Genomic DNA, 25,970 nt, shown 5'->3' on the forward strand with positions numbered 1-25,970 from the left:
TCATGTGCGCTTTATTCACACGGCTGACTGGCATCTCGGGCGGTATTTCCATGGGATGCACCTGACGGCGGATCAGCGGGAGATCATCATGGGGCAGCTGGTGCCGCTCGTGCAGGAGGAAAAGGTGGATGCTGTCGTCATTGCGGGGGATATCTACGACCGCGGCGTGCCGCCTGTCGAGGCGGTCGACCTCTTTGACGAATTCCTCATGAAGATGGCAGAGATGCACATCAAGGTCTTCTACATTGCTGGCAATCACGACAGTGAGTCGCGTCTGAACTTCGGCAGCCAGCTCATGCGGGCATCGGGAATCTTTGCGCGCGGGCGGCTGGATGACGAGATGGCTCCGGTTGTCGTTGAAGATGACTTCGGCCCGGTTGCCGTTTACCTCTATCCGTATATGGAGCCAGCTTCGGTGCGAGCGGCTCTTGGCGTGGAGAAAGCCCTGGACTTTGAGCAGGCACATGAGCTGGTGATTGAAAGGAGCCTGGCGAAGCGGGCGGGGAATATGCGCTCGATCGCCGTGGCACACGCTTTCCTGGCGGGCGGCCTGAGCTCGGATTCGGAGCGCCCGCTCGCTGTCGGCGGCTCGTCAAATGTGCGTCCTAGTATCTTCCGGCCATTCTGCTACACGGCGCTCGGCCACCTGCACAATCCGCAGCGGGCCGGGGCCGACCACATCCGCTACAGCGGCTCGCTCATGAAGTACTCGTTTGATGAAGCCGAGCAGAAAAAGGGCTGTATCCTTGTGGACCTCGATGGCACGGGCCGGGCAACCCAGCAGTTTGTGCCGCTCGTGCCGCCGCACGACGTCCGGCGCGTGCGCGGTCTCTTCGCGGACATCGAGGGTGACCGCGCGGCGTATCCGCAGTCGGACGATTACATCGAGGTTGAGCTCTTGGACCGCGGCATCATCCTCGATGTGTTCAACAAGCTCAAGGCCATTTACCCGAACCTCATGCACGTGCTCTACCCGAACTTGCAGCGCGAGGGTACGATGCGCGAGCAGGAGGGGCAGGCCGTGCTGAAGCTCACGGAGGAGACGTTGTTCTCCCAGTATTACGAGGATATGACGGGGGAGCCGCTCGCAGAAGAGCAGCAGGCAATCGTGCACAGCTGCCTGCAGGAGATCTACCGGGAAGAGAGGGATGAAAAATGAAGCCAGAAGTCCTGACCATCTGTGCCTTCGGGCCGTACCAGAAGAAAGTCTGCCTCGACTTCTCCGTTCTTTCTGAGCAGCCGTTCTTCCTGATCCACGGAGCGACGGGCGCGGGCAAGACGAGCATCTTTGATGCCATCTGCTATGCGCTCTACGGTGAGGCAGCGACGGAGGCGCGGACGCCTCGCATGCTGCGCAACCGCGAAGCGGGACCGGAGGATGACACCTACGTCGACCTGACATTCTGCGTGCGTGACACGCACTGGCACATCCGCCGCAATCCAGAGTACATGCGCAAGGCGAAGCGCGGCAAGGGACTGGCGCGGCAGGCGCCGGAGGTCCTTTTAGAGCGCCTGGAGGATGGCCGCGCGGCGGAGTCGTGGACGCGCGATGGCGAGGTGCAGGCGCGCATCGTGCGCCTGCTCGGCTTCCAGTGCAAGCAGTTCCGCCAGGTCGTCCTGCTGCCGCAGGGCGAGTTCCGCCGCTTCCTCATGGCCGACACGAGCGCACGCAAGGAGATCATGAAGGTCCTGTTCAACACGGAGATCTACCAGAAGCTCGAGGACAAGCTCAAGGCGAAGGCGGCGGAAGTCAGCAAGTCATACGAAGGCATCGCCGAGAAGCAGAGATTGTACCTCGCCGAGGCTGATGCCAAGGATGAGGCCGAGTTCACGGCCTTGCTCAAAGAACGAGAGCAGCAGGCGTCAATTCTTGCCGACCGGACGGCGGCTCTGCAGTCCCGCAAGGAGGCGAGCGAGAAAGAGCGCGATGCGGCGCGCGAGACGATGGCGAAGTTCACGCAGGCCGACAGGGCGGCAGATGAGCTCAAGAGATGGGAGGATACTGTGCCAAAGGATGCGGAGGCGAAGGCTCTGCTCGACAGGGCGGACCGCGCCGCGGCGCTTTTAGACCTCGCCAAGCAACTGCAGGCGGCCAGACAGGATGCTGCAACGCGCGGGCAGGACCTCGAAGCGCTCAGGCAGCAGGGGATGAAGCTCGCAGCTTCACGCAGAAGGGCGAAGGAACGCTTTGACACGGTCCAGCAACAGAAACCGGCCCATGATGCTGAGCGCGAAACGCTCATCGTATTGCAGGGATTGCTGGAGGTTGCCAAGGAGCTCGAAGAAGCGAAGAGAGACGCTGCCGCCAAACAGGCCGCGGGCGAAAAGGGAAAGCAGGAAGCCGCCGCGGCCAAGCAGAGGCTCGCGGAGATGGAGCAGCAGCTCAAGGCACAGGAGCAGCAGGCTGAAGCCTTGCAGAAAGAGGCGCTGGCTATCGACTCGCTGAAGCTCAGGGAGCAGAATCTCCTGGCCGAGCAGGAAAAAGCTGCCGCCGCCGCAACGAGCAAATCACTCGTCCGGGAAGCCGCGGCCAGCCATGGACAGGCAGCGAGAGCGGCTGAGACAGCAGAGAAATCCTGGCAGGCAGCCCGCGCTGAACTCGCGCACCTGCGCGAACTGGCCAGGGAGGCGCGTGCCGTGCTGCTGGCCGAGAACCTCGAGGAGGGCGAGCCCTGCCCAGTCTGCGGCGCGACGCACCATCCAGATCTTGCAAAATCCGTGACTGAAGTTGTCACGGATGGGATGCTCGAGGAGAAGGAAAGAGACGTCAGCATACTGGAGCAGCAGTATCAGGCTGCTGCGGCCAAAGCGCAGGAGAAGGCCGGCCAGCTCGCCGCTGCCGAGGCCAAGGCAGAAGCCTTGGTGAAGCAGCTCGATGGGGAAGACCCAGCCGGGCTGGCTGAAGAACTGGCCAAGGTCCGAGCCGCCCTGCGGGATGCGCAAGAGGCCGCTCGGATGCATGACAGCCTGTTGAAGTCAATCGAGCGTGGGCAGCAGAGCGAGGCCCTGCTGAAGGGAAAGAGCGCTGAGCTCGAGCGGAAGGCTGCCGACAGCGCTGCCGCGGCCGCGGCTGCCGCAGCGCTCGTGCAAGATAAGCAGGAGCAGCTTGCGGGCAGGGAACTGCCAGCAGAGCCTCAGGCGCTCATGCGTCAGTACCAGCAGCGCGAGAAGGCATGGCAGGCCGCAGAAGAGGCGGCTGCGGCGGCTGAACGGGACTATCACGACCTCGACACGCGCTACCATGCGGCGCAGTCGGCGTGGAAGACGAAGCGCGAAGAACTCCTGCGCAGTCAGGCGCAGGCCGCAGACCTGCAGCAGGGCTTTGCTGAGCGCCTGGCGCAGGCGGGCTTTGCGGATGAGGCGGCTTATGAGGAGGCACTGCAGGGCAGCTGGCGCGATGCCCGCTACCGCGACGAGGTGCGCCAGGAACTCCTTGCGCACGAGCAGGCCTTGCACACGGCGCAGACGAATTTTTCTGCCTGCCAGAAGACGATCGAGAACTTGAAGAAGCCGGACCTCGCGGCGGCTGAAGATGATGCGCGTGCGTCGCAGCAGGCCTGGCAGAGGGCTCTGCGCGAGTCGTCTGCGGCTGAGACGGTGCTGCGCTCGTGGCAGAAGCGCAAGAAGGAACTCGCTGCCCTGCGCGAGCAGAGCGGCGCGCTCACAGAGGCATACGCGCGCATCACGGGCCTTTCGGAGCTCGCGGGCGGCAGGACGGGCAGCCGCGTCTCCTTCCAGACGTACGTGCTGCACTCTCTCTTGGACGATGTCATGGAGATGGCCAACCAGCGCCTGCTCATCATGAGCCGCGGCCAGTATGAGCTGCACGCCGGGCAGCGCCAAAGGGCCAATCAGCAGGGCGGCCTCGATATGGAGATCTTCGACCATTATTCTGGGTATGCGCGCCCCCTGGCGACGCTGTCGGGCGGCGAGTCGTTCCTCGCGTCACTTTCGCTGGCGCTCGGCCTCGCTGATGTCGTGCAGGCTTGTGCGGGTGGTGTGCGGCTCGACACGATGTTCATCGATGAGGGCTTCGGCACGCTCGACAGCGAGACGCTCGACGTCGCGCTCAAGGCCCTGTTTGAATTGCAGAAGAGCGGCCGGCTCATCGGTATCATCTCGCATGTCGAGGAGCTCCGGAGCCGCATCCCGGCAAGGCTCGAGGTCACGAAGACGAAGAGCGGCGGCAGCACGGCTCACTTTGAGCTCGGCACGGCAGAAAGTTGAGGACGATATGACAGCAACACTCGATTTCATCATAGGCAGAGCGGGGACAGGCAAGACGCATGCCTGCCTTGATGCCATGCGGCAGCGCATGGCAGAAGCACCGATGGGCCCCGCGCTCATCCTGCTCCTGCCGGAACACATGACGTTCAAGGTGGAGCGCGAGCTCGCCGCGAGCATCCCGAAGGGCAGCGGCTTCCTGCGCAGCTACGTCTTCGGCTTCCGCCGCTTCGCGCGCCACGTGCTCTTGGAGACGGGCCATATGAAGGTGCCGCGCATCAGCGACGTCGGACGCCGCCTGCTCCTGCGCAAGATCCTCGTGAAGCATCAGAAGGAGAAGGACCTCGATGTCTTTGCGCGTGCTGTGCGCCAGCGCGGCTTCACGGAGAGCCTCTCGGACGCCATCCAGGAGTTCAAGAGCTACCGCCTGACGACGGATGTGCTGCGCGAAGCTGCCGAAGAGCTCGCCAAGGGCAACGAGCGCCTTGCGGGCAAGCTGCAGGAGATGGCGCTCTTGACGGATGAATTCGCGGTGGAGATGCAGGGCAAGGCCAACGATGCCGAAGACATGATGAACCAGCTCGCTGAGGCCATCCCCGAAGCGCCGCTGCTCAACGGGGCAGAGGTCTGGCTCGACGGCTTCATCTTCTTCAATCCGCAGGAGATGGCCGTGCTGCGCGCTCTGCTCATGACGGCAGCCAAGGTGCATGTCTCCCTGCCGATGGCAGGCATAGCAGAAGGAGAGGAGCGCGTGCGTCTCGACCTGCCCGAGAATCTGCAGGAGACGGCGCTCTTCAACCGCCCGTACCGGACCTTGCAGGCCATCCGCCGCATGGCGCGTGAGGAACTCGGCTATCGCGGTACAATCCCCATCCACCTGCTCGCGGAGCAGCATCGCTTCGCGCCGGCAAGTATCCTGCGCGGGATGGAGCAGGATCTCTTCCGTTACGGCGGCTCGGCCCGGCCAGAGGATGCGGGCATGCAGCTCGTCGAGGCGGCCAACAGGAGGCTCGAGGTCGAGAGTGCGGCTGCGGACATCCTGCGCCTCGTGCGCGACGAGGGCTGGCATTACCGCGAGCTCGGCATCCTCGTGCGCGACAGTGAAGCGTACGGCGATCTCGTGCGCCTCGTCTTCGAGGATTACGGCATCCCGTTCTTCGAGGACTCGAAGCGGCCGAGCATCCACCATCCGCTCGCGGAGCTCATGCGCTCGGCCATCGAGGTCGTCTCGCGTGACTGGCGCTATGAGACGGTCTTCCGCTGCCTGCGCACGGGCTTTTTCCCGCCGGTGCGCGAGGACATAGACCGGCTCGAGAACTATGTGCTCGAGTTCGGCATCCGCGGCCGCAAGCGCTGGCAGCAGGAAAAGCCATGGGACTGGCATCGCCGCTACAGCTTAGAGGACGGCGAGCAGGTCGACGAGGACACAGCTTCGACGCTGGCGCTCATCGACTCCCTGCGCCGCCAGTCTGTCGAGGCGTTGACCGAGCTGGAGCGCGACCTGCGCGCGGCCGATGACGTCAGCGGCTATACGAAGGCTCTCTACGACTTCCTCGTGCGCCTCGAGGTGCCCGTGCGCTTGCAGGAGTGGGCGGAGATCGCTGAGCGCGAGGGACGCCTGGCCGATGCAGCCGAGCACCGCCAGCTCTGGGACGATAGCATGGCGCTCTTTGACCAGCTCGTTGAAGTCAGCGGTGCGGAGAAGATGACGCTATCAGACTATGAGGCTGTCCTGAGCGACGGCCTCGATGCGCTGCAGATCTCCCTGATCCCGCCGGGGCTCGACTATGTGACGCTGGCCTCGTTTGATCAGAACAGCCTCGACAACATGCGCGGTCTCTACATCTTAGGCGCCGACGCCGCGACGATGCCGCGCCGCGTGCGCGAGCAGGGCATCTTCTCCGATGCCGACCGCCTGCACATCGCGGAGACGCTGGCTGCCTGCCAGAAAGAGGGCGAAGAGGAGCACACGATCTCACGCGGCGGCCACGAGAAGAGCTTCGGCGAGAAGTTCTTGCTCTACCGCGGCTTTACAGAGGCGCGCGAGTACCTCTGGATTTCCTATGCGCTGGCTGATGCGGAGGGCAATGGCCTGCAGCCGTCGCCACTCGTCAAGAAAATGCGCGAGCTCTTCCCGAAGGCGGCGTTCCTTTCCATTCCGCTGGAGACGGTGCGGCGCGACGACGACCTGTTGCTAGCGGCACCGCGCCCGGCTCTCTCGGGCCTCGCCAATGCCCTGCGCGGCGAGCGCGAGCATCAGGAGATGCAGCCCTGCTGGCGCGATGTCTACAACTGGGCCATGCGGCAGAAGGAATGGCAGCGGCCGCTTCGTCTCGCACTCTCGGGCCTTTTTGCACATGCGGGCGATGGTAGGATACCGAAGGAGCTGGCGGAGCAGATCTTCGCCAAAGGCACGGTCCTGCGCGGCAGCGTGACGCAGTTCGAGAAATTCCGCCAGTGTCCGTTCGCGCACTTCGCGGCCTACGGCCTGAAGCTCCAGGAGCGCAGGGAGTACCAGTTCCGCTCGATGGACCTCGGCCAGCTATTGCACGCCGTGCTCAAGGAGTACGGCAGCATCGTCAAGCGCGACTACGCAAACCGCTGGCAGGATGTGCCGGAGGAGAAGCGCGCCGAGCTCTGCGAGGAGCTCGTCAACACGCTCGCTCCGCGCCTGCAGAGTGAGATCCTGCTGAGCCGCGACAACTACCGCCACCTCAAGAAGCGCATCGAGAAGACGGCGGAGCAGGCCGTCGGCCACCTGTCAGCCTGGGCGGCCGTCTCGGCCTTCCAGCCGGCCTTCTTCGAGGAGGCATTCGGCCACCCTGACGACGAGGTGCATTTAAAGCCACTGCCGCTCGGCGATGGCTATGCGCTCTCGTTCAAAGGCCAGATCGACCGCCTTGACCTGCACGAGTGCGCGCCGTACTATCTGATCCTCGACTACAAGACGGGCCATGTCGCCATCAACCTCTTCGAGGTATACTACGGCTTGCGCCTGCAGTTGCTCGTCTACATGATGGTCGGGCGCGAGCTGCTCAGAGAGAAGGGTGAGAAGCGCCTGCCCGCGGGCATCCTCTACGCCTTCCTGCAGAATCCACTGTTGCAGACGCGCAAGAAGTACACGCAGGCAGAGCTCGAGAAGCGCGTCAATGCCGAGCTGCGCATGCCGGGCTGGGTGCTGGCTGATCTCGACGTCGCCAAGGCAATCGATGCGAGCTTCGGCTTCATCAAGCCGGGACTAAGCAAGGTCAAAGACGAGAAGAAGAAGGATGTCATCGGCCCGGACGGCGAGCCCGTCATGGACTTTGACGCTAATAGCAGGAAGTACGGCTACATCCGCAAGCCGGAGGAATTCGAGCTCATGCTCGCGTATGTCGACTACATCCTGCGCGATACGGGGCGGGCCATCCTCGGCGGCGACATCAGTGCGAGCCCGTACCGTCTCAAGGCAAAGAAAGAACAGACGGCCTGCACGTACTGCGAATACCGCGACGTCTGCGGTTTCGACCCCGACATCGAAGGCTACGCGTACCGCGACATCGGCCCGGAGGATGACGATGTGCTGGAGGAGAAGATGGCCGAGTGTACAGGAAAGGAAGATTTGCTCGATGCAATACACAGAGGATCAGAAGAAAGCGATTGAGGCGCGCCACCGCAACATCCTTGTCGCAGCGGCGGCAGGCTCGGGCAAGACGCGCGTGCTCGTCGACCGCATCATCGCGCAGCTTCTCGCGCGCGAGTGCAGTGTCGACGAGATGCTCATCGTGACGTTCACGAATGCAGCGGCGACAGAGATGCGCGAGCGCATCGACAAAGCTCTGCAGCAGAAGCTCCTGGAGACGGATGACCGCGCGACAGCCGAATGGCTCGAGCGGCAGATCGTGCTGCTGTCCGGCGCCTCGATCTGCACGTTCCACGCCTTCTGCCAGAAGGTCATCCGCCAGAACATCGACGCCATCGATGTGGACCCGCAGTTTCGTCTGGCCAGCGACCAGGAGATGGTCCTGATGCGCCGCGATGTCCTGGAGGAATTGCTCGAGACCTCCTACAAGATGCCAGAGGATGAGGATGGGAAGGCCAGGTGGCAGGATTTTCTCGAGTTCGTCGACGACTACGGCGACGACCACGGCGATGAGGCTGTCTACAATGCCGTGCTGAAGCTCTACAGCTTCTGCCAGAGCCAACCCTTCCCAAAGGCGTGGCTGCGCCAGCAGAAGGAGCGCTATGAAGCGGAGTCTGCGGACTTCTGGCAGACGCCTTGGACGGATACGATTGTCTCGGCCGTGGGCCGCGAGATTGAGCGCAGCGTCCGCACCTATGAAGAGGTGTGTGCGCTTGTCCGCACGGGCGGCCGTTCTGAGGAAGCGGAGGCAGCCTTGCTCGCGGCTTGGCAGCCCTATGCCGAATATCTGCAGGGCTGCATCGAGAAGCTGGAAGAGGTGCAGTCCGCTTATCGAGAGGCCCTGACCGAGAAGAAGGCGGGCGGCTGGGACAATTTCTGCGCTGCGGCCAGGCAGTGGAAGCAGCCAGTGCTGCGCGGCAAGAAATACGATGCGCTGCGCACGGCGTTCCCTGAGGTCCGCAAGTCGTTCGAGAAGAACCGCGACGAGGCCAAGAAGATCTTCACGGATGCCAGGGACCGCTACATGGCACAGACCGAGGAGGATGTACTGGGGGACATCCGAGCGTGCAGCGCGACGGTGCGGCGCTATGCAGACCTGACGGCCGCTTTCATCGATGCACTGCAGGCGGCCAAGAAAGAGCGCAATGTCCTCGACTTCAACGACCTCGAGCATTTCGCGCTTGACGTGCTCTGCCGCGATCCTGCGGCACTTGCTGGAGTGGAAGAAGCAGATTTCCGCGGTGAGAAGGGCAGGACGCTGCGCACGGATGCGGCGGAGGACCTGCGCGAGAAGTATGCTGTCATCATGGTCGACGAGTACCAGGATACGAACGGTGTCCAGGAGGCCATCCTGAACCTCATCGCGCGCGATGACAACCGCTTCACCGTCGGCGACGTCAAGCAGAGCATCTACCGCTTCCGCCTCGCTGACCCGTACCTGTTCCAGGCGAAGTACGATGCCTATCCCGAGAAGCCGGGCCCCGATGACATGGAACAGCTCATCACGATGAAGCAGAACTTCCGCAGCCGCGCTGAAGTCCTTGCGCCGATCAACTTCATCTTCGACCAGGTCATGACGCGCGAGGCCATGGAAATCGAGTACGACGAGAAAAGCCGCCTCTACCCGGGGGCCTCGTATCCTGAGGCCGAGCATACACTCAAGGGGCCGATGGAGATTGACATCATCCTGCGCGGTGAGCCGGAGCAGCCCGTCGCGGGCCTCAGCCAGACGGCCGATGATGATGCATCAGATGGCAGCGGGCTCGAGGGCTTTGAACTCGAGGCGCAGCACATCGCTGACCGCATCGCAGCGCTCATGGAGTCGGGGGCCCGCGTCTTCGACAAGGATGCTGGTGGCTACCGCCCCTTGGCGTACCGCGACATCGCTGTGCTGCTGCGCGCCGTCAAGGGCAAGGCCAACACGCTGCTCGAACTGCTGCGCAAGAACAGCATCCCTGCCTACGCCGACGTCGACGGTGGCTACTTTGAGGCCAATGAGGTGCGGCTCGTGCTCGCCCTCTTGAAGACCATCGACAACGCGCGCCAGGAGATCCCGCTGGCAGCCGTGCTTGTCTCGCCAATTGGCGGCTTCACGATGGAGGAACTCGCGCGCCTGCGCATGTCAGTCCCCGACGAAGACCTCTTCGGCGCCCTGCTGCGCAGCCACTCACCGGAGACGCCGCTCGAGGAAGGACTCGCCGACCGCGCGGCCGACTTCTGTGCCGCGCTCAACCGCTGGCGCAGCTATGCCGTGAGCCACAGCGTGCCGGAGCTCATCTGGACACTCTACCGCGAGACGGGCTACTACGACTACGTCGGCGGGCTCAAGGGCGGCCTGTTGCGCCAGGCGAATCTGCGCATGCTCGCCGACCGCGCGGCAGAGTATGAGAAGACGAATTACCGCGGCCTCTTCCGCTTCCTGCGCTTCCTCGAGGACCTGCGCAAGCGCGATACGGACCTCTCCGTCGCGCGCACACTCGGCGCGAGCGAGGACGTCGTGCGCATCATGAGCATCCACAAGAGCAAGGGCCTTGAGTTCCCCGTCGTCATCGTCGCCGATATCGCCAAGGGCTTCAACCAGCTCGATGCCAGAGGAATCTTCCTGATGCACAAGGAGCTCGGCATCGGCCCGCGTCTCGTCGAGCGCTCCGACGTCGGGCGGCAGATGTACGACACGCTGCCGTACCAGGCCATCGCCGCGCGCATTGTCGCAGAGACGAAGGCCGAGGAGATGCGCGTGCTCTACGTCGCCATGACGCGTGCGCGCGAAAAGCTCATCCTGACGGGCGCGATGGCCGCCGCGAAGTGGGAGAAGCAGGCCGAGCGCTATGCGCGCAGCCTAAGCAGCCGCGAGCTCGTTCTGCCCGATGACATGATACGCGAGGCAAGCAGCTATCTCGACTGGATTGCGCCTGCCGTGGCGCGCCATACAGATGGTGCGACGATACGCGAGGCCGCAGGGGCAGACTGGGGCGAGATGCTCGACGCTGTCGAGCCCGATGCCCATTTTGCCGTCCATCTGCTCGCTGCCGACAAGATCCAGCCGCATGAAGAGGAAGAAGAGCTCGACGCGCTCCTGCAGGCCGTGCGCGCTGGAAAGGAGTTGCCCGCATCGCCAGAGCGCGAGACGGTCGAGCATCGCCTCGGCTGGCATTACGGTGAAGAAGTATTGCCGGGCATCACGGCCAAGATGACCGTCTCCGAGATCAAGCAGCGCTTTGCCGAGGCGCAGCGCGAGGAAGAACCGGCCTCGTTGCCTGCTGTGCAGCCCGCTGAGCCCGCCATCTGGCGTCGCCCGCAATTCCTGCAGCAGAAAGGACGCTTGTCAGGCGCCGAGCGCGGCACGCTCATGCACAGCATCATGCAGAACCTCGAGCTGCAAGGCGACCTGACGCGCGAGGGCCTGCGCGCTCAGGTCGCCTTGATGGAGGAAAAGGGCCTGATTGCCGCGGGCCACGAGTCAGCCGTCAACTACACGAGCATCGAGCGCTTCTGCTCATCCGCCATCGGCAAGCGCATGAAAAGCGCTGCGCGCGTCTGGCGCGAACTGCCCTTCAGCCGCATGATCCCCGTCGGCAAAGTCAATCCCGCCTACAGCGAGAGCGCGGAGAAAATCTTCATCCAAGGCGTCATCGATGTCCTCTTTGAAGAAAACGACGGCAGCCTCGTCCTGCTCGACTACAAGACCGACCGCGACACCGCCCCCGACAAGATCCGCCGCCGCTACGCCAAGCAGATCGAGCTCTACCGCGAAGCCGTCGAATCCATCCTCGGCAAGCCCGTCAAAGAGAGCATTCTCTTCCTGCTCCACGACGGCACGAGCCTGCGGATTCCTTGAGTCATCTAATAGTCAGATCGTATAGGAGGTGCTAGACGATGGAATACTTGGGTCACTATGATGTGGAAACTGGCAGGAAGCAGCCATTGAAAGAGCACTTGGATCATGTTGCCTCACTGGCTGCGCAGTTTGCAGCATCGTTCGGTGCGGAAGAACTGGGCGAGATAGCGGGCCGCTATCATGATGTTGGCAAGTATTCAGCCCGATTCCAAGAGTATCTGCGAGGGGGGAGAAGTTCTGGCGGGGACCATTCGACAGGAGGGGCGCAGCTTCTTTATCAAAAGAGACAGCTATTGCTCTGCTTGGCGGCATGGGCCATTGCCGGGCATCACGGCGGTCTGCCAGACTTCGGTGGAGCGTTTGATGGAGAGGGCAGTGCGACGTTTTGTGGCCGCATGAGGAAGCCGTTGCCAGATTTTTCCGCATGGCAAGAAGATGAGCGCGCGTCAATTGCACTGAGCCATGTGCCTGCCTGTTTGAAGTCGTCGGATATCTATCAATTGCAATTTTTTACACGGATGCTCTTTTCTTGCCTTGTTGATGCTGATTTTCTTGATACAGAAGCATTCTACCAATCCTGCCTGCCAGAGGTGGAGCAGACGGCAGGGACAAAATCGCGTCATGGTTTCGACACGTTGGAGGAGCTGAAACGCCGATTTGACGAAACGGTCAGAACGCGCTTCTTTGATGAGCGCGGCGAGCGCTACCATGAATCCATCAATGTGCATCGACGCGAGATTCTTCGCGCGTGTCTGAGTGAAGGCGATGAGGGGACGGAGCATCCCTATCGCTTGACCGTGCCGACGGGCGGAGGCAAGACAATCGCTTCTCTTGGCTTTGCCCTACATCGGGCCGTCAGGATGGACAGTGAGGTACAGCGCATCATCTACGTCATCCCGTATACGAGCATCATTGAGCAGAATGCGCGGGTATTCCAGGATTTTCTCGGTGAGAAGAATGTTGTCGTCCACTACGCGAATGCATCGTATGATGATGAACGGGAAGATGGACGGCGGCAGAGGCTCGCGACGGAGAACTGGGATGCGCCAATCATCGTGACGACGAATGTGCAGTTCTTTTCCTCACTTTATGCAAGCCGAACGTCTCAATGCCGGAAACTGCATAATATAGCGCACAGCCTCATCATCTTCGACGAAGCACAGATGATTCCTCTCAATTTCCTCAAGCCATGCGTGACAGCAATCCGGACGCTCGTTGAACACTATGGATGTACAGCGGTTCTCTGCACGGCCACGCAGCCGGCTCTTGGACCGTTCTTCAGCGGCAGCATGAAAGAACTATGTCCGCATGTTGAGGAGCAGTTCCACTTCTTTTCGCGAGTGACCTTTGATGTTTGTCCGGACCGATATGCGCCAGAAGCCCTGTCCGAGGAAGTCGCTGGCAAGATGCAAGTGCTTGTTGTCGTGAACAGCAAGAGAATGGCACGCCAGCTCTATGAAGCAATGCCAGAACAGGAGGGGACATTCCATCTCTCGACAAACCTTTGCCCAATGCACCGCACTCGCGTTCTTCATGAGATTCGCGCTCGACTGAAGGATAAGGAACCCTGTCGCGTCATTTCGACCAGCCTGATAGAGGCGGGCGTTGATCTTGATTTTCCGCTGGTCTACCGAGAACTTACGGGACTTGACAGCATTCTTCAGGCGGCAGGGCGCTGCAACCGCGAGGGAAAGAGGCCGCGGGAGGACAGCATCGTCACAGTCTTCCGATTGGAGGGAAACAAGATGCCATTTGAGCTCGACCGGCGAGGCAAGGTGGCAGACAGCATCTTTGACCGATATGCAGCGCGCCTCTCGCATCCTGACGCGGTCGAGGCGTATTTCAGAGAACTCTACGACATTTCAGGGGAAATGGCATTGGACAGGAAGGAGATACTCAAGCTCTGTCGCCAGAAAATGCCACCGTTGAAGGAGATCGACCAGAAGTTTCAGCTGATTGATGATCGATCCGTGCCGGTATTCATTCCTTTCGATGAAGAGGCAAGAGACCTTTTGAAACAGCTCAAGGAGTATCAAGGCGCTGGCGGCCGCACTTTGCTGCGCCGTGCAGGCGTCTATACCGTGGGCGTGCAGAATGTCCCGCATGAGGGGAGGCCCTCGCCGTTCCAGCGTCTTTTTGATGCGGGGGTTGTTGTTCCACTTTGGGAGAACAGCACAGCGCTCTTTGTCCTTGTGGATATGAGCTGGTACGATGAGGATGCGTTGGGGCTGAAAACGGATATCCCCGATGGTCAGGCCGTTGTCTTCTGAAGTGGGCGCAGGACTTCATACAGGTCGTTGCTTACAGCAAAAGGGCAGGGAGTTATTTCCCTGCCCTTTTTGCTGCGAAAAAAAATGTAAGTATTTCAATCCCCGTATCGCGCATCCTCGATACGACAAAAACATTATAGCAGGAGGAAATAAGAATTGACAAGACGAAATCATAAGAGTATGATAATAGGTGTAAAGATTTTAAATAAAATATAAGTGAAAGAAAGGAGTGATCTCATGGGATATGGAGTCAGAATAGATGTGCGCGGTGACTTTGCGCTGTTCACGCGTCCTGAGCTGAAAGCAGAGCGAGTAAGCTATGATCTGATAACGCCGTCTGCCGCGCGCGGCATCTTGGAAGCCGTTTTCTGGCATCCCGGCCTGAAATGGATCATCGATGAAATCCGTGTCCTGAACCCCATCAAGTTCACGACAGTACGGCGCAATGAGGTGGGGGTGAAGGCAAAGGCGCGAGTCATATGGCAGGCGATGGCAAATGGGGAGCGGCCTCCTTACATCGCGACGCCAAGGGAAATCATGCAGCGAGCGTCGCTTCTGCTCACCGATGTCCACTATATCATAACGGCGCATTTTGAGATGACACCGCAGGCAGCAGTGAGTGACAATCCCGGGAAATTCTCAGAGATATTTCGCCGGCGCTTGGCGAAGGGACAGAACTATCATCAGCCCTACCTGGGCTGCCGAGAGTTCCCTGCGCAGCTGCGTCCCTGTGAGGATGATGTGTCTTTGAAGGTTCCGGAGGAGCTGCGGGGAGAGAAGGACTTGGGCTTCATGCTCTACGATATGGATTACTCAGATGCAATGCATATCCATCCACAGTTTTTCCGCGCAGTGCTCCGGGACGGCGTACTGGATTTGCGTGGAGTGGAGGTGTACAGATGATTCTTCAAGCACTCGCAAAACGCTATCAGACAATGGCAGAGCACGGTGATGCGCCGCAGCGCGGCTGGTGCCATGTGGGCGTCTCATTTGCCTTGGAACTCGCGGAGAATGGAGAGCTCCTGCGAGTCTATGACCTCAGAGAAGAACAGAGTCAGGGCAAGAAGACGGTCATCCGTCCTCGTCGGATGATTGTGCCCGACCATCCACCGCGGTCAGGTCGGCAGCCGCCGGCTTATTTCCTCTGCGATACTGCTACCTATTTCTTGGGCATCGCTGAAGAAGAGGATGACCCGGCAAAAGCAGAGAAAAAGAGGCAGGATGCACTGCAGCGCTTCACATCAGCCAAAGAGTTGCATGAGAAGCTCCTTCAAGGGATGGATGTTCCTGCAGCACGTGCTGTGCTGTCATTCTTCCGGCAATGGCAGCCCGAAAAAGCAAAGCTGAATCAAGCGATGAAGGAACTCTTTCCGGAAATGGCGGCGGGCGGGAATCTTGTCTTCCGGTTCCAGGGGCACTTTGTGCAGGAGGATGCAGCAATTGCGGAGCGTTGGGAGCGTACCATGACAGCGCAGCAGGACGATGCGCAGGGAATCTGCTTGGTTACAGGAAAGAAGGGGCCGATTGCGCGCCTTCATCCGAAGATCAAGGGCGTTCCCGGCGCGCAGGTATCTGGTGCCAATCTCGTTTCGTTCAATATGGAATCCAGTAATTCCTTTTGCCATGAACAGGGAGCCAATGCTCCTGTTTCCGAAGCGGCATCGTTTGCTTATGGAATGGCACTCAATGCGCTGCTGGCGGACAGTGATCATCGGCAGATTATTGGTGACACCGCAGTCGTTTACTGGGCGGAGATGGAGAACGAAGCCTCGCAGGATCTCCTGTCCATGTCGATGTTCGGCGGGATGAGCGACAAGAAGCAGTTGACGGAAGAGGCCCTCAATGGACTCTTTCAGAATCTTGTCAAGGGACAGCCAATTTGCTTTGAGGCAACAGAGATCCCCTATTCGAATCCATTCTACATCTTGGGAATCGCACCGAATGCGGCGCGTCTTTCGGTGCGATTCTTCCTGAGAGGTGCCTTTGGCGATTTCCTTCAGCATGTGAAGGCACATCGCCAAAGGGCGGCTATCGTGATGCCGCCGCGCAAGCCCTGGAATGCTCCACCGCTCTGGGCATGGTTGCAGGCGACTGTTTCTCCGAACGCTTCCAATAAGCGCCCTTTGCCTATCCTGGCAGGAAGTACGGCCACTGCAATCCTCAAGGATGCGATGTATCCGGCTAGCCTCTATGAACAGGTATTGCTGCGCATTCATGCGGAGGTCGATGACACGGAGGCAAAGCCGCCACATTATAAGATTACAGGAGAACGCGCCTCAATCATCAAGGCTTATCTCATGAAAAACAAGAAGAGAGGAGAACTGCGCATGAAACTCAATGAAGAAATCACAGATCCTGCATATATCTTGGGACGGATTTTCTCCCTGCGTGAGGGAATCCAAAAGGCAGCGAATCCCAGCCTGAATGCGACCGTCAAAGACCGTTATTTTGATGTGGCGAGCACAACGCCGTCGAGAGTGTTCCCCATCTTGGAGCGTTTGACAAATCATCATCTCAAGAAACTCGCAGGGGAAAGTCCAAAACTGAAAACATATTATGAAAAACAGATGACGCACCTGATGGGGATGCTGGATGCATCGAAAGGTATACCGAAAGTCCTGAATGCAGAAGAACAAGGCATGTTCATCCTCGGCTATTATCAGCAGACGCAGGCACGGTATGAGAAAAAGGAACTGAAGGAAGCGGAAACAGCAAAGATTGCTGTGGAAAAGGAGGACTGAATCATGACAGAGCCAATCAAGAACCGTTACGATTTTGAGATTATTTTTGATGTAGAGAACGGCAATCCCAATGGTGACCCGGATGCAGGCAATATGCCTCGCATCGATCAGGAAACGGGCCTCGGCCTGGTGACGGATGTCTGCCTCAAGCGCAAGATCCGCAATTACGTCGAGGCTGCCAAGGAAGACGCACCGGGCTACCGCATCTATGTCAAAGACCATGTCCCCTTGGAGCGCAATAACCGTGAGGCCTATAAATACCTTGGTGTCGATGAGAAAAAGATCAAGGAAGCAAAGAAGAAAGATGCAGATATTGACCTCAAGATCCGCGATTTCATGTGCGAGAACTTCTATGATATTCGCGCCTTCGGCGCGGTCATGACTACATTTGTCAATGCAAAACTCAACTGTGGTCAAGTTCGAGGCCCTGTCCAGCTTGACTTTGCACGCAGTGTCGAACCCATCCTTGCCCAGGAAATCGGCATTTCCCGTGTGACAGTCGCTTCAGAAAAAGAGCAGGAAGATGGCAAGCATATGATGCTGGGCCACAAGTTCATCGTTCCCTATGGTCTTTATATTGCGCACGGCTACATCTCTGCCAATCTTGCACGCAAGGTGACGGGCTTCTCGGAGGAGGACTTGGCGCTCCTCTGGCGGGCCATTATCAATATGTTTGAGAATGACCACTCGGCAACGCGTGGCACGATGGCTGTGCGCAAGCTCATCGTGTTCAAGCATGAGAGTGAACTCGGCAATGCACCGGCTTATCAGCTCTTTGAGCGCATCAAAGTCGAGAAGAAAGAAGCAGAGAAACCAGCACGTGCCTATAGCGACTATACGGTGACGGTCGACGATACAGATCTCCCTACAGGTGTTACCTGCATCCAGATGATTTGAGGTAGCGTATGGAATATCCTGAAGACGAATACCTCATGATCTCAGGCATCCAGCATTTTGCCTTCTGCCGTCGTCAATGGGCTCTGATCCACATCGAGCAGATCTGGCAAGAGAATCTGCGCACGGCAGAAGGCAGGATACTGCACGAAAAATGCCATGATGCATGTCAGAAGGAAAAACGAGGCAGCTTGCTCATCAGTAGAGGTTTGCGCGTATTTTCCCGCACGATGGGCGTGTCGGGAGTCTGTGATGTGGTTGAATTCCATGAGGCGGAGGAGGGGGCAGTCCTCCATAAGCATCCGGGATTCTGGGTCCCGTATCCTGTTGAGTACAAACATGGTGAGGGAAAGTCTCTGGATGCTGACAGGCTCCAGCTTTGCGCGCAGGCCATGTGCCTCGAAGAGATGTATTGTACAGATGTGCCCAAAGGTGCACTGTTCTATGCTGCACCGCATCGGCGGGAGGAAGTGACATTTGATTCATGCCTGCGCGAGCGCGTGCGCCAGATTTTTTCGGAAATGCATCAGGATATGGCGCGCGGCCATACACCGCGTGTAAAGCCGAGCAAAGCGTGCCAAGCCTGCTCGTTGAAGCCGATATGTCTGCCGCGTCTCATGAAACATCACGATGTCGGTGCGTATTATGCCGATGCTTTGGGGAGGGAAAGGTGAATGCGCCGTTTGCTCAATACACTGTTTGTCTTGACGGAAGATGCATATCTTGCTCTCGAGAATGAGAATGTTGTCGTGAGACAGGGAGAAAAGGTGCTGGGGCGTGTTCCACTCTTGACCTTGGAGAGCATTGTCGATTTTAGCTGGCGTGGTGCAAGCCCTGCTTTGCTGGGTGCCTGTGCAAGTCACGCGATAGGATTTTCATTTCTGACAGCGAATGGGAAATTCCTTGCGCGAGTCAGTGGGGAGAATCCAGGGAATGTCCTGCTGAGGCAGCAGCAGTATCGTGTGGCCGATGATGGAGCAGCCAGACTGATCATCGCACGGGACTTCATCACAGCTAAAATATGCAATGCAAGATCCATACTGGAGCGCGCACGGCGTGATCATGCAGATAGTGTCGATGTAAATGCTATAGAAGAGTGCAGCGCGTCTATGGCTTCTAATATGCGCTTGGCACATCTTGCGGCAGATGATGATCAATTGCGCGGCTTGGAGGGAGATGCTGCACGCCAATATTTTCAGTTGTTTGGACAGCTCATCTTGCAGCAGAGAAGGGCCTTTCCTTTTATTGGCCGTGTGAAACGACCACCTGTTGGGCGTGTGAATGCAATGCTTTCTTTCGGATATACCCTTTTAGCACACGACTGTGCAGCGGCACTCGAAAGTGTTGGCTTGGATGCCTATGTGGGATTCCTGCATCGGCCCCGTTCCGGACGACAGTCGCTCGCGCTGGATCTCATGGAAGAACTGCGTGCCCTTTTCGTCGACCGTTTTGTGATAACACTTATCAATAACCGTGTCATGAAAGGTACAGATTTTGAGGAGAAAGAGGATGGGGGAACCTATCTCAAGAAAATCGGCAGACAGAAGTTCTTGAATGCTTGGCAAACAAAGAAGCAGGTAACCATCACACATCCATTCCTGGAAGAAAAGATACCTTGGGGGCTGGTTCCCTATGTTCAGTCACTCCTGCTAGCACGCACGCTGCGCGGCGATTTGGCGGAATACCCTGCATTCCTATGGAAATGATCTGCTTTTTGTAAGGGAAGGATTCACTTTGCTCTAGAAGATGGCCGGAATGGAATAACGTGAGGATAGAGCTGAACTGAAAGAGGGGGAAGATATGCTGTTATTGGTTACCTATGATGTCAATACGATCACCGCAGAAGGGCGCAAGCGACTGCGCCATGTAGCCAAAATCTGTGTGCGCCACGGACAACGTGTCCAGAATTCCGTATTTGAATGCAATCTTGACACCGCACAGTACGCAGCCTTTCGCCATGCGCTAGAAAAAGTCATTGACACAGATACGGACAGTCTACGCTTCTACAACCTCGGCAAGAACTATAAGAGCAAAATAGAACATATAGGAGCGAAACCGTCTTATGATGCAGAAGCACCTATGATTCTATAGGTCTATAGGTCGCCAAAGTGCGAAGTGCCATCACACAGAAAATGGAGTTTGCAAGATAAATGCCTAGAAGTTGGCATTTTCGGAGAGAAGGGATAGGTTCGCGAAAAATATATGATGAAGTCAGGCAAATCAATGCCTAAAATTGACACAGTCGCTCCTCGCATGAGGAGCGTGGATTGAAATGTCGTCGTGCCGGAACTGCTTGCACGCATCCGCACGTCGCTCCTCGCATGAGGAGCGTGGATTGAAATGTGCCGAGCAGGTCAGCCCATCTCCGCGTGTCAGTCGCTCCTCGCATGAGGAGCGTGGATTGAAATGTCCAGGGTTACCCCGTGATCTGTAGTAATTGCGTCGCTCCTCGCATGAGGAGCGTGGATTGAAATCAGAGGGCTATTTGTCGCTTGTGTCAGTGCAGAGTCGCTCCTCGCATGAGGAGCGTGGATTGAAATCATCACTGCCAAAGACATAATCTCCCGGGCGGGTCGCTCCTCGCATGAGGAGCGTGGATTGAAATTGTCTATATTGTACTGCATGTAGTACAGATTGTCGTCGCTCCTCGCATGAGGAGCGTGGATTGAAATTACGACTATACGGACAACTCGCTCTCTACGGTGCGTCGCTCCTCGCATGAGGAGCGTGGATTGAAATTCTGCGCTATGCTACGCAGCGTGATACCTCGTAGTCGCTCCTCGCATGAGGAGCGTGGATTGAAATAAGGGTCTAGAGTATTAGGTGCATGTACTCGAGTCGCTCCTCGCATGAGGAGCGTGGATTGAAATCAGAAGGCAATCATCGAGTCAATCTATGCGATCAGTCGCTCCTCGCATGAGGAGCGTGGATTGAAATAAGCTGGACTGGGCTTTTTGCCGGTTGGAAGTCGGCGTCGCTCCTCGCATGAGGAGCGTGGATTGAAATATCACGTCTTCTATAGTCATCGTTTGCGGAATTGTCGTCGCTCCTCGCATGAGGAGCGTGGATTGAAATATTGTGTATACATTGTTTTCTCATTGTAATATCGTCGCTCCTCGCATGAGGAGCGTGGATTGAAATGTCATCTACGATGCATCCGACGATGAAGAGTTAGGCCGTCGCTCCTCGCATGAGGAGCGTGGATTGAAATATGAGCTTATCGGGGCCGATGCGGTCACTCGAGGTCGCTCCTCGCATGAGGAGCGTGGATTGAAATTTGCTTTGTCATCTGCCACGTCCTCACCCCTTTCGTCGCTCCTCGCATGAGGAGCGTGGATTGAAATCAAGACTCCAAGAATATCTCGCCACAGTCAAGGTCGCTCCTCGCATGAGGAGCGTGGATTGAAATAAACGTGTTCGCCTGAATCTTGAGTGGCGTATCGTCGCTCCTCGCATGAGGAGCGTGGATTGAAATCATACGATCGTCATGAATGGAAATGGCGGTTCGGTCGCTCCTCGCATGAGGAGCGTGGATTGAAATAATCGGAGAAGTATTCAGCCCCGTTACCCCTAAAGTCGCTCCTCGCATGAGGAGCGTGGATTGAAATATGACGCCCTTGCCCGCGACATGCGGGATGACGTCGCTCCTCGCATGAGGAGCGTGGATTGAAATACTGGACACAATGCAATCCTATGCCCTTTATTGTGTCGCTCCTCGCATGAGGAGCGTGGATTGAAATCATCGTATACAAGGGCGAACACTATGCTATCCGTGTCGCTCCTCGCATGAGGAGCGTGGATTGAAATCCAAATTGGTACAGCCGATAGCACCCCTCATGTCCGTCGCTCCTCGCATGAGGAGCGTGGATTGAAATTCAAGGCAGACACGGTAAACAACCGTATTTTCTAGTCGCTCCTCGCATGAGGAGCGTGGATTGAAATTTCCATAAGTACAAAGCCACTCCTGAGTGCATTGTCGCTCCTCGCATGAGGAGCGTGGATTGAAATTCGTGCTGGCCGTGTACATCATCTCAGCCATGTGTCGCTCCTCGCATGAGGAGCGTGGATTGAAATTTGATGAGTGGCATGAAGGGCCATACGTCGAGAAACGTCGCTCCTCGCATGAGGAGCGTGGATTGAAATACCTACGGTGTATCTTCGTCTACAAACTGTTTACGTCGCTCCTCGCATGAGGAGCGTGGATTGAAATCATTACAGTAAGTGCGCCTGAAGCCTTATCCATCGCGTCGCTCCTCGCATGAGGAGCGTGGATTGAAATTTGAAGAGATGAATCAACATCTTAAAGAGCTGAAGTCGCTCCTCGCATGAGGAGCGTGGATTGAAATGATGGTATCCATAAATGGTAAATGACAACTTGAGGTCGCTCCTCGCATGAGGAGCGTGGATTGAAATCTGCTGACGAATCGGTGGAATTGACGCCATCTGAAGTCGCTCCTCGCATGAGGAGCGTGGATTGAAATTTTAGCGAAATGCACTAGAGGAAGAATGGTATAGTCGCTCCTCGCATGAGGAGCGTGGATTGAAATGCTGCCATTGAAGGGCAGGAGTCAGGGGGAGATGTCGCTCCTCGCATGAGGAGCGTGGATTGAAATCATTTGATATTATCATTATTTATCATTTTGTAAAGTCGCTCCTCGCATGAGGAGCGTGGATTGAAATGTGTGATTGTGAACGAATTTGAAGCATATAATTGTCGCTCCTCGCATGAGGAGCGTGGATTGAAATCATTGCTTGTTGCATGGAATCCTCTGCGTTTTTCGTCGCTCCTCGCATGAGGAGCGTGGATTGAAATATCCTGTCGGCCGTCTTGAGCGAGATCACGCCTCGTCGCTCCTCGCATGAGGAGCGTGGATTGAAATTTTGGCAATCCGAAGCACCGCAAGACGAAGGGCAAGTCGCTCCTCGCATGAGGAGCGTGGATTGAAATTCAACAAAAAGGACCTCGCCGCATTCGCCCGCCTGGGTCGCTCCTCGCATGAGGAGCGTGGATTGAAATGGTCCCAGGAGTGGCGCACCTTCCAGCTCTTGACGTCGCTCCTCGCATGAGGAGCGTGGATTGAAATAAAGAGGGTATGGTCTGCCACCGCGGCGTCGTCTTGTCGCTCCTCGCATGAGGAGCGTGGATTGAAATTGCGCTTACTTGCGCTTTGTCTTCTCGATCCGCGTCGCTCCTCGCATGAGGAGCGTGGATTGAAATCTCAATAAATCCCGTGGATGGATGATGAGTAACGTCGCTCCTCGCATGAGGAGCGTGGATTGAAATCTATTGATTGTCGATGGAGGAACAAAGGAATGTTTGTCGCTCCTCGCATGAGGAGCGTGGATTGAAATAATGAGATACGTTGTCATATTATGTTGTCATCAGGGTCGCTCCTCGCATGAGGAGCGTGGATTGAAATCTAGTGAGTTTGCACAGGCAATCGTTGAGTTAAGTCGCTCCTCGCATGAGGAGCGTGGATTGAAATAACGCTGGAGTATCGCCCAAGGGGAAAACAATGTGTCGCTCCTCGCATGAGGAGCGTGGATTGAAATCAGATGTCCTCTGTGGTGTGGCATCGTCTGTCCAGTCGCTCCTCGCATGAGGAGCGTGGATTGAAATCGTTGAAGGACAAGGTTTTGCAATTTGGGCGATGGTCGCTCCTCGCATGAGGAGCGTGGATTGAAATCCGTTCGCGGCGGATAGTATCTGGGCACGTGCGGCGTCGCTCCTCGCATGAGGAGCGTGGATTGAAATTTGTGCGTCCGTGTCTCCCTCATAGGCGGCTGTGGTCGCTCCTCGCATGAGGAGCGTGGATTGAAATGACATGGCCGTCAAGCTCATGCATGACTACTACAGTCGCTCCTCGCATGAGGAGCGTGGATTGAAATAACAAGAATCAGGAAGCGGCGAACAATGCGTACAAGTCGCTCCTCGCATGAGGAGCGTGGATTGAAATATCAACGAATCCGGCCTCTACAGCCTCGTACTTTCGTCGCTCCTCGCATGAGGAGCGTGGATTGAAATCGTGGCATCTTGAAAAAAATCATGATCCTGCTTCTGTCGCTCCTCGCATGAGGAGCGTGGATTGAAATAAGGCGTCCCTCTGGGAAGGAGACGAGGTGCCGGCGTCGCTCCTCGCATGAGGAGCGTGGATTGAAATTTGAAAAAATAGAGCTTCTAAAGAAATCATGTGAGTCGCTCCTCGCATGAGGAGCGTGGATTGAAATCGCGCTATAGAAATGCGGTGTATATACTGCGGCGGTCGCTCCTCGCATGAGGAGCGTGGATTGAAATACCCTCTGTTGCCATTTGGCGAAAGGCGCCCGGGTCGCTCCTCGCATGAGGAGCGTGGATTGAAATGCACTCTACTACTTCCAAACGCACAACGCGACCGTCGCTCCTCGCATGAGGAGCGTGGATTGAAATATGTCGCTCCACTCGTCGAAGCGTGACCACTGACGTCGCTCCTCGCATGAGGAGCGTGGATTGAAATTCGATGACGTCCGCGCCGATCGCGTCGATATCATGTCGCTCCTCGCATGAGGAGCGTGGATTGAAATATTTGAAGAACGCCATTGCTCTACATCTGAGGCATCATCAGTTTGTGTGGAGAAATTCCCAGCCTGCTAAGTAGCTTCATAATCCCATGGTAACCTTACATCAATGTCGGAGCAGCGGAGCATAATCATATCAATCATGTTGTCTATATTACGAAATCCGTAGGCCATGTAAACGGATAGCTTGATTTTCCGATTGGTCGCCTCCAGTACGGCGTTGGACAGATGATGCTCCATTGTTGCCAGTATGGCATCGTAGTGACGGCGTATTTTCCGTTGGAGCTCGACAAACACATTGATGCGACAGTGCTGAGCCCATTTAATCCATCCGTCCAGTTCTTTCTTGGCGATAGCGACATTCTCGCACTGGAAAACAAGACGGAGTTTCTCTTTTAGCAGATAGGCACGATACAGCCGCTTGTCAGCCTTGGCAATGAATTCAAGCTGAGCTTGCTGTTTCTTGGTGAGATGCTCCGGAGCCTTTCCCAGAGCAAACCGAGAGCCTTTCAAGTCTTTGGCTGTGGTATCTTTCTTGGGACGACCGCGTTTCTTCGGAGTCTTATCTGCTGGATTCCTCAAGGCATCACGCCATGCTAAACGACGCACCTCGTCAAGGGCTTCAGTAGCCCACTGTACAACGTGGAACGGGTCAATGCATCGCTTGGCTACCGGACAAAAATCGTTGATGCATGCCTGAATCCATTTGGCACCATCACCAGATACAAGCTGTATATTGGCCAGTTGTTCTTTGCTCAGCAGCTTGAAGAACTTGGTGAAAATGGTCTTGCCATGTCCTTCATGAGCCCAGATAACCTTACCTGTGTCATGATTGATGACCACCGTTATGTACTTGTGTCCCTTCTTGTAGCTGGTTTCGTCAACGCCTATGCGGACAAGTCCCACGAAGTGTGCGGCTGGATTTGCATCAAGTTCAGCCCGCATCCTGCTAATGATAGAGCCGATGGTATTCCAAGAAATCCTGAGCAAAGAGGCAACAGCGGTTTTCGTGCAGGACAAGGAGAGCCAAGTGGCCAGCTCCTCAAATTCCTTTGTAAAACGGGACTTATGCCTTGCCCAAGGAACAGATGCCGTAACGACCCCATGTTTGGGGCACATGACACGATGTATATCTGCTACAATATAGACTTTGTGGGTATTCCAGTCGCAAGCCCGCCAAGAACGGGTGCCACCGCGGCCATTGTCATAGTGGACAGATTTTCTGCCACATATGCCGCAACGGCATTGTTCGTCTTTGGTAGGATGTGCCTTGATGACAATTGTTCCATCTGGCAAAATTTGAGGCATCATCAGTTTGTGTGGAGAAATTCCCAGCCTGCTAAGTAGCTTCATAATCCCATGGTAACCTTACATCAATGTCGGAGCAGCGGAGCATAATCATATCAATCATGTTGTCTATATTACGAAATCCGTAGGCCATGTAAACGGATAGCTTGATTTTCCGATTGGTCGCCTCCAGTACGGCGTTGGACAGATGATGCTCCATTGTTGCCAGTATGGCATCGTAGTGACGGCGTATTTTCCGTTGGAGCTCGACAAACACATTGATGCGACAGTGCTGAGCCCATTTAATCCATCCGTCCAGTTCTTTCTTGGCGATAGCGACATTCTCGCACTGGAAAACAAGACGGAGTTTCTCTTTTAGCAGATAGGCACGATACAGCCGCTTGTCAGCCTTGGCAATGAATTCAAGCTGAGCTTGCTGTTTCTTGGTGAGATGCTCCGGAGCCTTTCCCAGAGCAAACCGAGAGCCTTTCAAGTCTTTGGCTGTGGTATCTTTCTTGGGACGACCGCGTTTCTTCGGA

Annotated in this window: 13 protein-coding genes and 1 CRISPR repeat array; of the genes, 11 read left to right on the top strand and 2 right to left on the bottom strand. The window is 56.9% G+C overall.

Going from position 1 to position 25,970, the window contains the following annotated elements:
* Window positions 1–4: 4 nt before the first annotated feature.
* From QDI87_RS11150 to cas2, 11 genes are all read left to right on the top strand, one after another.
* On the top strand, window positions 5–1,159 hold the full coding sequence (locus QDI87_RS11150; protein WP_278743328.1) for an exonuclease SbcCD subunit D: 1,155 nt from the start codon (window positions 5–7) through the stop codon (window positions 1,157–1,159).
* A complete protein-coding gene (locus QDI87_RS11155; protein WP_278743329.1) occupies window positions 1,156–4,227 on the top strand; it encodes an AAA family ATPase in 3,072 nt (1,023 codons plus the stop codon). The genes QDI87_RS11150 and QDI87_RS11155 overlap by 4 nt, the downstream gene beginning before the upstream one ends.
* Before the next feature lie 7 nt (window positions 4,228–4,234).
* Entirely contained in the window at window positions 4,235–7,867 is a 3,633-nt protein-coding gene (locus QDI87_RS11160) for a PD-(D/E)XK nuclease family protein (protein WP_278743330.1), read from the top strand.
* On the top strand, window positions 7,833–11,684 hold the full coding sequence (gene addA / locus QDI87_RS11165) for a helicase-exonuclease AddAB subunit AddA (protein WP_278743332.1): 3,852 nt from the start codon (window positions 7,833–7,835) through the stop codon (window positions 11,682–11,684). The genes QDI87_RS11160 and addA overlap by 35 nt, the downstream gene beginning before the upstream one ends.
* 38 nt (window positions 11,685–11,722) lie before the next feature.
* Window positions 11,723–13,954 carry a CRISPR-associated helicase Cas3' gene (cas3, locus tag QDI87_RS11170; RefSeq protein ID WP_278743333.1) on the top strand — a complete coding sequence of 744 codons (2,232 nt, stop codon included), beginning with the start codon at window positions 11,723–11,725 and terminating at the stop codon, window positions 13,952–13,954.
* Between the two features lie 237 nt (window positions 13,955–14,191).
* Window positions 14,192–14,857 (top strand): type I-C CRISPR-associated protein Cas5c, encoded by a 666-nt coding sequence (gene cas5c / locus QDI87_RS11175; protein WP_278743334.1) that lies wholly within the window; start codon window positions 14,192–14,194, stop codon window positions 14,855–14,857.
* Window positions 14,854–16,695 (top strand): type I-C CRISPR-associated protein Cas8c/Csd1, encoded by a 1,842-nt coding sequence (gene cas8c, locus QDI87_RS11180; protein WP_278743336.1) that lies wholly within the window; start codon window positions 14,854–14,856, stop codon window positions 16,693–16,695. The genes cas5c and cas8c overlap by 4 nt, the downstream gene beginning before the upstream one ends.
* Window positions 16,696–16,698: 3 nt before the next feature.
* Complete coding sequence (gene cas7c / locus QDI87_RS11185) at window positions 16,699–17,592, top strand: type I-C CRISPR-associated protein Cas7/Csd2 (RefSeq protein ID WP_278743338.1); 894 nt, start codon at window positions 16,699–16,701, stop codon at window positions 17,590–17,592.
* An 8-nt stretch (window positions 17,593–17,600) separates the two neighbouring features.
* Window positions 17,601–18,263: a CRISPR-associated protein Cas4 gene (gene cas4 / locus QDI87_RS11190; RefSeq protein ID WP_278743339.1), complete on the top strand. Its 663-nt coding sequence runs from the start codon at window positions 17,601–17,603 to the stop codon at window positions 18,261–18,263.
* Window positions 18,264–19,295: a type I-C CRISPR-associated endonuclease Cas1c gene (gene cas1c, locus QDI87_RS11195; protein ID WP_278743340.1), complete on the top strand. Its 1,032-nt coding sequence runs from the start codon at window positions 18,264–18,266 to the stop codon at window positions 19,293–19,295. It abuts the gene before it with no gap.
* A 94-nt stretch (window positions 19,296–19,389) separates the two neighbouring features.
* The gene (cas2, locus tag QDI87_RS11200; RefSeq protein ID WP_278743341.1) at window positions 19,390–19,680 is read left to right on the top strand and encodes a CRISPR-associated endonuclease Cas2; all 291 of its coding nucleotides are present in this window, start codon (window positions 19,390–19,392) and stop codon (window positions 19,678–19,680) included.
* A gap of 150 nt (window positions 19,681–19,830) precedes the next feature.
* A CRISPR array of direct repeats spans window positions 19,831–24,150; the repeat unit is 33 nt; unit sequence GTCGCTCCTCGCATGAGGAGCGTGGATTGAAAT.
* 66 nt (window positions 24,151–24,216) lie between these two features.
* On the opposite strand, the gene QDI87_RS11205 is transcribed toward cas2, so the two are convergent.
* A complete protein-coding gene (locus tag QDI87_RS11205) occupies window positions 24,217–25,497 on the bottom strand; it encodes an ISL3 family transposase (protein ID WP_278743342.1) in 1,281 nt (426 codons plus the stop codon).
* Window positions 25,484–25,970: transposase (locus QDI87_RS11210; protein WP_278743344.1), on the bottom strand; the 487-nt coding region annotated here is incomplete at its 5' end. The genes QDI87_RS11205 and QDI87_RS11210, both read right to left, overlap by 14 nt.

This window comes from Mitsuokella jalaludinii, assembly GCF_928722185.1.
Lineage (GTDB): Bacteria > Bacillota > Negativicutes > Selenomonadales > Selenomonadaceae > Mitsuokella > Mitsuokella jalaludinii.

Coding starts and splice junctions, on each gene's coding strand:
- QDI87_RS11155 (WP_278743329.1), top strand. CDS start 1,156: ATGAAGCCAGAAGTCCTGACCATCTGTGCCTTCGGGCCGTACCAGAAG.
- QDI87_RS11205 (WP_278743342.1), bottom strand. CDS start 25,497: ATGAAGCTACTTAGCAGGCTGGGAATTTCTCCACACAAACTGATGATG.
- cas4 (WP_278743339.1), top strand. CDS start 17,601: ATGGAATATCCTGAAGACGAATACCTCATGATCTCAGGCATCCAGCAT.
- cas5c (WP_278743334.1), top strand. CDS start 14,192: ATGGGATATGGAGTCAGAATAGATGTGCGCGGTGACTTTGCGCTGTTC.
- cas8c (WP_278743336.1), top strand. CDS start 14,854: ATGATTCTTCAAGCACTCGCAAAACGCTATCAGACAATGGCAGAGCAC.
- cas1c (WP_278743340.1), top strand. CDS start 18,264: ATGCGCCGTTTGCTCAATACACTGTTTGTCTTGACGGAAGATGCATAT.
- cas7c (WP_278743338.1), top strand. CDS start 16,699: ATGACAGAGCCAATCAAGAACCGTTACGATTTTGAGATTATTTTTGAT.
- cas2 (WP_278743341.1), top strand. CDS start 19,390: ATGCTGTTATTGGTTACCTATGATGTCAATACGATCACCGCAGAAGGG.
- cas3 (WP_278743333.1), top strand. CDS start 11,723: ATGGAATACTTGGGTCACTATGATGTGGAAACTGGCAGGAAGCAGCCA.
- addA (WP_278743332.1), top strand. CDS start 7,833: ATGCAATACACAGAGGATCAGAAGAAAGCGATTGAGGCGCGCCACCGC.
- QDI87_RS11160 (WP_278743330.1), top strand. CDS start 4,235: ATGACAGCAACACTCGATTTCATCATAGGCAGAGCGGGGACAGGCAAG.